This is a genomic window from Chroococcus sp. FPU101 (assembly GCF_017312365.1).
Lineage (GTDB): Bacteria > Cyanobacteriota > Cyanobacteriia > Cyanobacteriales > Microcystaceae > Chroococcus.
Map to the genome: position 1 here is coordinate 19,354 of NZ_BLJI01000024.1, position 11,699 is coordinate 31,052.

At 39.1% G+C, this 11,699-nt stretch carries 6 protein-coding genes; 4 read left to right on the top strand and 2 right to left on the bottom strand.

Annotated features, from left to right (window positions below; genetic code table 11):
• Positions 1 to 429: a hypothetical protein gene (locus tag CFPU101_RS17750; protein WP_206816670.1), complete on the top strand. Its 429-nt coding sequence runs from the start codon at positions 1 to 3 to the stop codon at positions 427 to 429.
• 68 nt (positions 430 to 497) lie between these two features.
• On the opposite strand, the gene CFPU101_RS17755 is transcribed toward CFPU101_RS17750, so the two are convergent.
• Positions 498 to 920: a DUF1824 family protein gene (locus tag CFPU101_RS17755; RefSeq protein ID WP_206816671.1), complete on the bottom strand. Its 423-nt coding sequence runs from the start codon at positions 918 to 920 to the stop codon at positions 498 to 500.
• Positions 921 to 1,228: 308 nt separating this feature from the next.
• Here CFPU101_RS17755 and recJ point away from each other — a divergent pair, with 308 nt between their 5' ends.
• Positions 1,229 to 3,571 (top strand): single-stranded-DNA-specific exonuclease RecJ, encoded by a 2,343-nt coding sequence (gene recJ / locus CFPU101_RS17760; protein ID WP_206816672.1) that lies wholly within the window; start codon positions 1,229 to 1,231, stop codon positions 3,569 to 3,571.
• Here the strand turns inward: recJ and der are convergent.
• Positions 3,506 to 4,864: a ribosome biogenesis GTPase Der gene (der, locus tag CFPU101_RS17765; protein WP_206816673.1), complete on the bottom strand. Its 1,359-nt coding sequence runs from the start codon at positions 4,862 to 4,864 to the stop codon at positions 3,506 to 3,508. The two genes, recJ and der, sit on opposite strands and share 66 nt — an antisense overlap.
• Before the next feature lie 456 nt (positions 4,865 to 5,320).
• Between der and CFPU101_RS17770 the strand changes: the two genes are divergently transcribed.
• Positions 5,321 to 11,113: a HAMP domain-containing protein gene (locus CFPU101_RS17770; RefSeq protein ID WP_206816674.1), complete on the top strand. Its 5,793-nt coding sequence runs from the start codon at positions 5,321 to 5,323 to the stop codon at positions 11,111 to 11,113.
• Between the two features lie 73 nt (positions 11,114 to 11,186).
• Positions 11,187 to 11,576, top strand: coding sequence for a hypothetical protein (locus tag CFPU101_RS17775; RefSeq protein ID WP_206816675.1), 390 nt, complete (start codon positions 11,187 to 11,189; stop codon positions 11,574 to 11,576).
• Positions 11,577 to 11,699 lie beyond the last annotated feature (123 nt).

The window sequence follows — 11,699 nt, forward strand, 5'->3', positions numbered from 1 at the left end:
ATGAATCGCTTACTCTATGAGAAAACTGCTTCTTATAAAGGACATTTGATCGTCCCATTTATATTAAGTCGTCTGGGCGGTGAAACCATCTATTCTTATAAATTACTTGCCGAGAAAGGTCATACCAGTCCATTACATCAATCTGACAACTTATCGGGGATTTGTACGAATAACCTTGAAGAACTGATCAAAATTGCTAGACAAAATTTAGACGAAAAAATCAACAGTTACTTAGGAATCGATCATTTTAGAGAGAGGTATATTTATCAAAATAATCTGATTATTATACATTATCAAAGTGGTCAATACTTTTATGATCATTATCCCCCAGAAGAACTGACCAACATCGCCGCACCCAAATTATTTATCTCTGCTAATGAATGTCTCAACTGGATTAAAGAAGGATTAGATCAGCACAAAGTTAGTTAAGAAATTATACTCAATCTGATTTAATAAAAATGTAGGGGTTTGGAGACCAAACCCTATTTAAACACAACTTAATCAAATAAATCTAAAGGGAAATGACCATAAGTCCCCAATAACGAATCATTCTCACCTTGACAAGACACTAAAACACCTCGATAGCTTCCCGTATAAGTATCAACATAATAAGTCATTTTGCGAGAATTAAATTTAATGTAAACCGCATGAGTTTTTTCTTCATACTGCTCAGGTTCTAAAAGTAGATCATAACCTAAAGCTTTGAGGTACTTAGATAATGCGATAAATCCTTCCTCAACATGATCCGCACAAACTCCTAGCGTTTCATATTCTGATAAATTAGTCACTACTAATAAAGCTTGACGTAACTGTTCTTTATCAGTTTGAGAATTTACCGTTTGAACTTGAAGACAGCTATATTCTTTGAGATGTTTTAAAGCTTCTTCTACACTTAAACTAACTTGTTGTTGACTAGACATAGGAACAAATTTGAATTAACCGTATGAAAGAATAATCTTGAGGAGTTTTTTTTATTAGACTTGTTCACCAGATGAGGTTCTAAACACAATTAGAACATCGTATGATCTATATTATTTTGAATAAATCAGACAAACTTGATCAACTGTCACGGGAGAACAACAGCAAAAAACTACACTTTCATCATGCTACCCTTAAATTGTGTAACATTAATCACTGTTTGAGAACAAACTTTAAGATTTTTGACATTTTTTTAAAAACTTCGGAATAGTACGATAATACTATTCAGTATCATCTATCTTATAGAGCAATGGTATCAGATTCTCGCTTCTCCATTCACCCACTGTACACTATTCCAGAATGGTTTCTAGCAATTGTCAATCAATACTCACCCGAATTAGGGGGGCGTTTTGTCGCACAATTACTATGGCATCGTGGAATACAAGACCCTGGAACCTTAATCGGGTTTTTAGATTCTAAAGCTTATCAACCGACTAGCCCGTTTGCGTTTGGACAAGAAATGAAATGGGCAATGCAACGATTGAAAAAAGCCTTAGAGACAAAAGAAAGAATAACCATTTGGGGTGATTTCGATGCAGATGGTATTACAGCAACTAGCGTTTTGTGGGAAGGTTTAGGGCAATTTTTTCCACAACATCTTCAGTTAAATTATTATATCCCAAATCGTTTTACCGAATCTCATGGCTTAAATTGTTTAGGAATTGAAAAATTAGCTGTACAGGGAACGAAATTAATTATTACTTGTGATACGGGAAGTACGAATCTAGTTGAAATTGAATATGCAAATCAGTTAGGAATTGATATTATTGTAACCGATCATCATACCTTACCTGAAGATCGTCCCTCGGTTGTGGCGATGATTAATTCTCGTTATTTTGCCGATAATCATCCCTTGTTTCATCTATCTGGAGTCGCCGTTGCTTATAAATTAATCGAAGCCTTATATCAAACCTTTCCTGATCTTCCACAACAACCAATAGAAAATTTATTAGATTTAGTCGCTATTGGATTAATTGCTGATTTAGTACAGTTAAAAGGGGACTGTCGTTATTTAGCTCAAAAGGGAATTGAACAAATTCAAAAATCAACTCACCTAGGTGTAGTAAAGTTATTAGAATATTGTAAAAGAAATGGTGATAGACCTACTGATATTTCCTTTGGTATTGGCCCCAGAATAAACGCAGTGAGTCGTATTCATGGTGATGGAAGTTTTTGTGTTGAATTACTCACCAGTCAAGACAGCAAACAATGTCAAAAATTAGTCATTGATGCAGAATTAGCAAATACTCGCAGGAAGTCTTTACAAAATGATTTAATCCTCAATGTTAAAAAGAAATTAGCCAGAATAGATTTATCGACAACGGGTGTAATTGTCTTAGATGATCCACAATGGCCAAGTGGTATTTTAGGATTAGTCGCAGGTCAGATTGCCCAAGAATACGGAAAGCCGACGATTTTATTAAGTACGAGTTCCGAAGAAAATAGTACAACTCATTTAGCAAGAGGATCAGCCCGTTCTGTCCAGAATATTGATCTATATAAATTAGTAAATTCACAATCTCATTTATTACATCGTTTTGGGGGACATCCTCTAGCTGCTGGCTTAAGTTTACCTGTCGAGAATATTAGTTTATTTCGTGAAGGAATTAACCAACAATTACGACAAAAAGGCTATGATAACCTAAATTTAATGCCGACTGTAGAAGCAGATTTATTAGTTACTGTAGCAGATTTAGGGTTATCACTCTATCGAGAATTAAAATTATTAGAACCCTGTGGCATGGGAAACCCTAGCCCAAAATTATTGATTCAGAATTGTCGATTTATTAATGTTTTTAGTAAAAATATTGAAGATTTGAGAGGCAAAAAAATTAGATATCAAAGAGTCGCTTTTTCTCTGGTAGATGAAACATTACCCGAAGGATTTGAGGGCGTTTGGTGGGGTCATACTTCCGATGAACTACCCCAGAATATTAATTGTGATACGATTGTTGAGTTAGATTTTAATACAAAAACTGAAAAATGTGAACTACGTTTAATTGCAGTGCGTCCCACCACATCACAAATTAATTACAATGAGTCATTAATTGAGGAACAATATTTAATCGATTGGCGTTTGACAAAAGATGAAACAATGAGTTTAGAACGACTACAACTCTTAGAAAAATGTCCGACGGATTGGACAGAAATTCAACAAGCTTATCGAGATGCGATCGCACAACAAGACAAACTCGCTTTAGCCTATTCTCACTCCTTAAAATCTTCGGCTGAACAGACTTTGCAACAATTCATCGGGATAGCTAAATATCTGACTCGAAGGAAACAAACGATTACTAAACAACAGTTAAAAGAAAAATTAAATTTAAGTGATCATACTTTGAATTTGGGACTACAAACCTTAGCTAATTCTGGATTTATCTATCAACTCAAAAATGACACAGTTAAATTTACTTTCATTCAATCTCATCACAAAGCAAATCATCAAGATTTTCTGAACGCCTATCAAGAAGAACAATTCCAAAAACAATATTTTTATCAAGTTCCTCTTGAGACATTACAACATCAATTAAACTTTAGTAGCACGATTAGTAGTTCTTTCAACCTCTCTAGTCCGTTTACCACGCCAGAATAGACGAATCGGTGTGCCTTTAAACCCTAATTGCTCACGAAATTGCCCTTCAATATAACGGCGATAATTATCATTAAAACGCTGTGGATCATTGACAAATAAAGTAATCGATGGCGGTTGACTCGTTACTTGAGTTCCATAATAAATTTTACCCTGTTTACCTTGACGATTTGTGGGTGGGTTATGCCATTTTATCGCATCTTCCAAGACTTCATTAATTACTGATGTACTGACCCGACGACGGTGTGCTTCGGCTGCTTGATCGACTAAATCAAGGATTTTTTCAACCCGTTGACCCGTCATAGCACTAATAAAAATCATCTCCGCCCATTCCATGAAATAAAGACGATCCCGTAATAATTTTTGATACTCATAAATCGTATGGGAATCCTTTTCTACAGCATCCCATTTATTCACCACTAAAACGACAGCTTTTCCTTCGTCGATAATGCGCCCTGATAGTTTTAAATCTTGTTCAGTAACACCATCAATAACATCAATTACAAATAACACAACATCAGAACGATTAATTGCTTTAAAAGCACGATTAATCCCAAAAAATTCCGCCCCATATTCGACATTTTTCTTACGCCGAATCCCTGCTGTATCAATAATTCGATAGGTTTGACCGTTTCTTTCAATTAAGGTATCAATTGCATCTCTGGTTGTTCCCGAAATCGGACTAACGATCGCTCTTTGTTCACCCGTCAACGCATTGAGTAAACTAGATTTACCCACATTGGGACGACCAATAATCGCCACTTTAATTTCTGATGTTTCGGGAAGATCATCCGTAGAAGGTAAATAAGTAATCACTTCATCGAGTAATTCACCTGTACCACCCCCATGAATTGCAGAAATTGCATAAGGTTCGCTTAAACCCAATTCCCAAAACTGCGCTCCTTGGATTAAACCCTGTTCGGGAGATTCACACTTATTAACACAAAGAACAACAGGAACAGACTGGGTTCTCAGCCATTCAGCAATTTCATGATCCGCAGGTGTTGGCCCAGCTTGCCCATCGACGACAAAAATAGCTACACTCGCTTCATTGAGAGCAATCATCGCCTGTTCTCGAATCAGGGGTAAAAATTCGGTATCATCATGGAAGACCAAACCTCCCGTATCAACGACTTGGAAATCACGATCTTGCCAAAATGCGGGGCGATAAGTGCGATCGCGTGTGATACCAGGTTGATCGTGTACGATCGCTTGTTGATCACCCGCTAAACGGTTAACTAGAGTTGATTTCCCGACATTTGGTCGTCCGATAATAGCTACAATAGGCAGTGTCATAGGATAAAAATTAAATATAACAACTTAACATAAACATCCGATCTTCAATCATAACGTACTCAACTTGTCATACTTATAAGATCAAGTTTTTCGGGATTTTTTTTGAGTTATATTAAATCTGCCACAAATTAAATCTTTAAACTTATGTGGGGATTTGGTGATAAAACCCCTACCTATCCATCAAGCATAGTCCAATTAATCTAACTTCGGTATCAAAATATTTGTTCAGATTTTTTTCAATCTAAACTTTTTAGAAAAACCTCAATTTGGAATGATGATTCAAAAGTTATCTATATTTTTGTCAAAGAATAACTCAATCAGCACTCCACATAACGTTTTTAAGCCTTAATTTTATCCGTCTAAAGAGGGATTTTTGTCAAGCTGGTTAAGCAGGAAAATTAATCATTACCCCCTGCTTAAAAATGCTTATTTTTCCACTGCATAAGGTTATAAACCATGTCTACTGCTGAGTCAACGAGAAATACTGATGAACTTGATCTGCACGAACTTTTAAAAACTTTAGTAGCTGTCAAAAAAGGTGATTTTTCCGTACGTCTCCCGCTAGATCATACGGGTGTAGCGGGAAAAATTGCGGATACCCTCAATGATATTATTGAATTAAACGAAAGGATGGCAGCCGAGTTAAATCGCATCAGTACAGTCGTCGGCAAAGAAGGTCAATTAGTCCAAAGGGCAAATTTAGGAAGCGCGGGTGGTTCATGGTCTGATTGTATCGACTCCGTTAATATCCTGATCACCGACTTAGTACAACCGACCGCAGAAACCGCCAGAGTTATTCGCGCTGTAGCTAATGGGGATCTCTCGCAGACGATCGCTACCGAAATTGATGGAATACCCCTAAAAGGTGAATTTCTTCAAACCGCCCAAGTTGTGAATACAATGGTCGATCAACTAGGTTCCTTTGCATCGGAAGTAACAAGAGTAGCTAGAGAGGTGGGAACTGAAGGAAAATTAGGCGTACAAGCCGAAGTCAAAGGCGTTGCGGGAACATGGAAGGATCTCACAGATAATGTGAATTCGATGGCAGGAAATTTGACCGCGCAGGTGAGAAATATTGCAGAGGTAGCAACAGCGATCGCAAATGGTGATCTTTCCAAAAAAATCACCGTCAACGTCAAAGGCGAAATTTTAGAATTAAAAAACACCGTTAATACAATGGTGGATCAATTGAATTCCTTTGCATCGGAAGTAACCAGAGTAGCTAGAGAGGTGGGAACTGAAGGAAAATTAGGCGTACAAGCCGAAGTCAAGGGCGTTGCAGGGACATGGAAAGATCTAACCGATAGTGTGAATTTGATGGCAGGTAATTTAACCGCGCAAGTGAGAAATATTGCAGAGGTGACAACGGCGGTAGCCAATGGCGATCTCTCTAAGAAAATTACGGTTAATGTGCGCGGGGAAATCTTAGAACTAAAAAACACCGTTAATACAATGGTGGATCAGTTAAATTCCTTTGCATCAGAAGTAACTAGAGTAGCGCGAGAAGTCGGGGCTGAAGGAAAACTGGGAGGACAAGCCGATGTACGGGGTGTAGCAGGAACTTGGAAAGATTTGACCGACTCGGTTAATTTTATGGCAGGGAATTTAACCGCGCAAGTGAGAAATATTGCAGAGGTGACGACGGCGGTAGCGAATGGCGATCTTTCTAAAAAAATTACAGTCGATGTGAAAGGGGAAATCTTTGAACTGAAAAACACGATTAATATCATGGTAGATCAGTTGAACTCCTTTGCATCGGAAGTAACTAGAGTAGCGCGAGAAGTCGGGGCTGAAGGAAAACTGGGAGGACAAGCCGAAGTCCGTGGCGTGGCGGGAACTTGGAAAGATTTGACCGACTCAGTAAACTTCATGGCGGGTTCTCTGACGGCGCAAGTGAGAAATATTGCAGAGGTGACGACGGCGGTAGCCAATGGCGATCTTTCCAAAAAAATTACAGTTGATGTGAAAGGGGAAATTTTAGAACTGAAAAACACGATTAATATTATGGTGGATCAGTTAAATTCCTTCGCATCGGAAGTAACTAGAGTGGCGCGTGAGGTGGGAACTGAAGGAAAATTAGGCGTACAAGCCGAAGTCCGTGGCGTGGCAGGAACTTGGAAAGATTTGACGGAAAATGTAAACTCGATGGCGGGCAATTTAACCGCGCAAGTGAGAAATATTGCAGAGGTGACAACGGCGGTAGCGAATGGCGATCTTTCCAAGAAAATTACAGTCGATGTCAAAGGGGAAATCTTTGAACTAAAAAACACCATTAATGTGATGGTAGATCAACTTTCGTCCTTTGCATCGGAAGTAACCAGAGTAGCCAGAGAAGTGGGAACGGAAGGAAAACTAGGGGTACAAGCCGAAGTCCGAGGCGTGGCAGGAACTTGGAAGGATCTGACTGATAATGTGAACTTGATGGCGAGTTCTTTAACTGCACAAGTAAGGAATATTGCAGAGGTGACAACGGCAGTAGCGAATGGCGATCTTTCCAAAAAAATTACAGTCGATGTCAAAGGGGAAATCTTAGAACTGAAAAACACCGTTAATATTATGGTGGATCAGTTAAATTCCTTTGCATCGGAAGTAACTAGAGTGGCGCGTGAGGTGGGAACGGAAGGAAAATTAGGCGTACAAGCGTATGTCAAAGGCGTTGCGGGAACTTGGAAAGATCTTACCGATAATGTGAACTCGATGGCGGGTAATTTGACGGGGCAAGTACGAAACATTGCCGAAGTGACGAAAGCAGTAGCGAATGGGGATCTATCGAAGAAAATTACAGTCGATGTGAAAGGGGAAATTCTAGAACTCAAAGACACGATCAATACAATGGTGGATCAACTTTCATCTTTTGCATCAGAAGTAACACGGGTGGCGCGTGAGGTAGGAACTGAAGGAAAATTAGGAGGACAAGCCCAAGTTAGCGGGGTGGCAGGAACTTGGAAGGATCTTACCGATAATGTAAATTCGATGGCGGGCAATTTAACCGCGCAAGTACGGGGTATTGCCAGAGTCGTAACCTCGGTTGCTAATGGGGACTTGAAACGAAAATTAATGCTCGATGCGAAAGGAGAAATTGAAACCTTAGCGGATACAATTAATGAGATGATTGATACACTGGCGACATTTGCCGATCAAGTGACGACGGTAGCGCGAGAGGTTGGTATTGAGGGGAAACTGGGGGGACAAGCCAATGTACCAGGGGCTTCGGGGACTTGGCGACATCTGACGGATAATGTGAATGAGTTAGCGGCGAATTTGACGACTCAGGTCAGAGCGATCGCAGAAGTAGCCATTGCAGTAGCCAGAGGGGACTTAACCCGATCAATTTCGGTTCAAGCCGAAGGAGAGGTTGCAGTATTAAAAGACAATATTAACCAAATGATCTCGAATTTGCGAGAAACAACTCAGAAAAACACTGAACAAGATTGGTTGAAGACTAATTTAGCGAAATTTACTCGAATGCTGCAAGGTCAGCGTGATCTAGAAACGGTTTCTAAGTTAATTCTTTCGGAACTCGCACCCCTCGTACACGCGCAACACGGTGTCTTTTATTTGATGGATGCAGCCGAAAATCAACAACCTTATCTCAAATTACTAAGTAGTTATGCGTATCGAGAACGCAAACATCTAGCGAATCGTTTTTATCTTGGCGATGGTTTAGTTGGTCAATGTGCTTTAGAAAAAGAACGAATTTTATTAACTGAGATTCCTCATGATTATATTAAGATTAATTCGGGTCTGGGTGAAGCGTCTCCTCTGAATGCGGTGGTTCTGCCAGTGTTGTTTGAGGGACAAGTGACGGCAGTAATTGAACTGGCTTCGTTCCAACGTTTTAATGAGATTCATTTAACCTTTTTTGATCAACTGACAGAAAGTATTGCGATCGTACTCAATACCATTGCCGCATCGATGAGAACAGAAGAACTACTCAAACAGTCTCAATCTTTGGCCCAAGAATTACAAACCCAGCAAGGGGAACTCCAAGAAACCAACCAACGCCTAGAAGAACAAGCCAGAAGTCTCAAAGCTAGTGAAGAACTCCTGAAAAATCAACAAGAACAACTACAACAAACCAATGAAGAACTAGAAGAAAAAGCCCGTCTACTCTATCAACAAAACGAAGAAGTTGAACGCAAAAACTCGGAAATTGAACAGGCTAGACGCTCATTAGAAGAAAAAGCAGCCCAATTAGCCCTAACTTCTAAATATAAATCCGAATTCCTAGCAAATATGTCCCATGAGTTGCGGACACCTCTAAATAGCTTATTAATTTTAGCGCGACTTTTGTCCGATAATGTGGAAAGTAATCTGACGAGTAAACAAGTTGAATACGCTCAAATTATTCATTCAGCAGGTAGTGACCTTCTCGGACTGATTAACGATATTTTAGATTTGGCTAAAATTGAATCGGGTACAATGTCAGTTGAATCTGAACAGATGCCGCTAGTTGATCTCAGAAATCATATTGAGCGTACTTTTAGACAAATTGCCCACGATAAAGGTTTAAAATTTAATATTATTGTCTCTGATGGGTTGCCCGATAGCGTTTACATCGATGCTAAACGCTTGCAACAAGTTCTCAAAAACTTACTATCTAATGCCTTTAAGTTTACGGCACAAGGTCAAGTCAGCCTACAAGTGATGAAAGCAACAAGGGGCTGGAGTAAGGATCATGATAGCCTAAACCATGCAAAGAGTGTCATTGCTTTTAGGGTGAGTGATACAGGTATTGGTATTGCCCCAGATAAACAAAAACTGATTTTTGAAGCCTTTCAGCAAGCAGACGGAACCACATCCCGCCATTATGGGGGAACAGGTTTAGGTTTATCGATCTCTCGTGAAATTGCATCCTTACTCGGTGGCGAAATAACTTTATCGAGTCAAGTCGGAGTCGGTAGTACTTTTACTCTCTATGTGCCACAAACCTATTTAGAGGAAGAGGTCAATATACCACCATTAGAAAAACAGATAATCATTCCAGAAATCACTCCACCACACACTGAATATGTGATCAATGCAGTCGAACCGATTGAAATTACGACAACGTTAGAATCTTATCCGATTGTAAATGACGATCGCAGTAATATCAAAAACGGTGATCAGTCTATTCTCATTGTCGAAGACGATCCGAATTTTGCCCGTTTACTGCTCGATTTAGTACGAGAAACGGGGTATAAAGGTTTAATTACCATGAGATCGGCTACTGCTTTAACCATGATGCAAAAATATCGACCCTGCGCCGTTTTCCTCGATATTTGTTTACCTAGTGATAGTGGTTGGCCTATATTAGATCGCATTAAACACTCCTTCGAGACCCGCCATATTCCTGTCGTGATCTTCTCGATGAAAGAGGCTAAAACACGTGCTGAAAAATTGGGTGCGATCGCTTTTCATCAAAAACCAATTGAACGCGACGCTTTAGTAGACATTATTACTCATCTGAAAAATTGGCTCGATCGTCCTCAGAAAAATCTCCTGCTTGTGATACCCGATGAAACACAACGACAAGAAATTATCGAATTGATTAGTAATAATGATCTACAAATCACCCCAGTCAGTACCGCCACAGAAGCCATAGACCTTTTAAATTCACAGCCTTTTGATAGTGCCGTCATACACAGCACATTAATTGAAGAATGTCAAGAAAAAATCAGTGAGACTCCGATATCGCTCATTGTCCACACAACAGATCCTTTAACCGACGATCAACAAAATCAAATTACTTATTTAAGCCAAACCACTCGACTCAAAGTAACCAACACACTGCCAAGTCTTTTAGGTGAAACAACGTTATTTTTACATCGTGTTCAATCCCAATTATCACCCGTTCAACAACAACAATTACAACAAGTTCAGCAAACCGATCAAATTTTGCAGGGTAAAAAAGTTATAGTAATCGATGATGACCTAAGAAATATCTTTGCGCTAACCAGTCTTTTAGAACGTTATTCGATGCAAGTCCTATCAGCAGAAAACGGAACCGATGGACTCGCCCTCTTACGCAACCATCCTGATACTGATCTAATTCTGATGGATGTCATGATGCCTGGTATTGATGGCTATGAAACAACTCGTCTGATTCGTCAAATGACTTCATCTAGCACTATACCGATTATTTCCCTCACTGCTAAAGCCATGAAAAGCGATCGTAACAAATGCTTAGAAGCAGGTTCATCAGATTATATTACTAAACCCGTTGATACCGAACAATTACTTTCTTTACTGCGGGTTTGGTTAACTTAAACCTAATGATGGATGGCTTATTCTAGCTTGCGATCATAGAATCAAGCCAAACATTAGAATTTACAAAAGAATTATGGATGCCCTGCCCCTTTCTCTCAATAAAGAGCAACTAGAACTATTACAGCAAAGTATTGAGCAAAGTATAGTCAAATTAGAAAAAACTGATCAAGCTCAATTTTCATCTGAAGAAAATCTGTTAACTTATGGTACCAATGACTATACAGAAGCTCAAAAACGAATCCAAGCCATCAGAGAGCAACTAGGGTCACAATTAAAATCGTGGGATAGTCCATCTGATGATCCTAAACCCGTACCCCTTGATCTCGATCCCTATCAACTGAAGGTATTACAAAAAGGCATTGAACATCAAATGACCAACCTTAATGATCCATCTGAAAAAGACTTACTATCGGACGTGATGAACCAACTGCCTGAATTTAGTATGCAAGAAGATGCGGATTAAAGCATCATTGTTGATTTAACTCTAACCCTTCTCCTAAAAGAGAGGGGGTTTTATATTCATATTATTGCTAATTAGTCAATATATAAATTGTAAATTTATATAAATCAATAATTGAGTAACTAC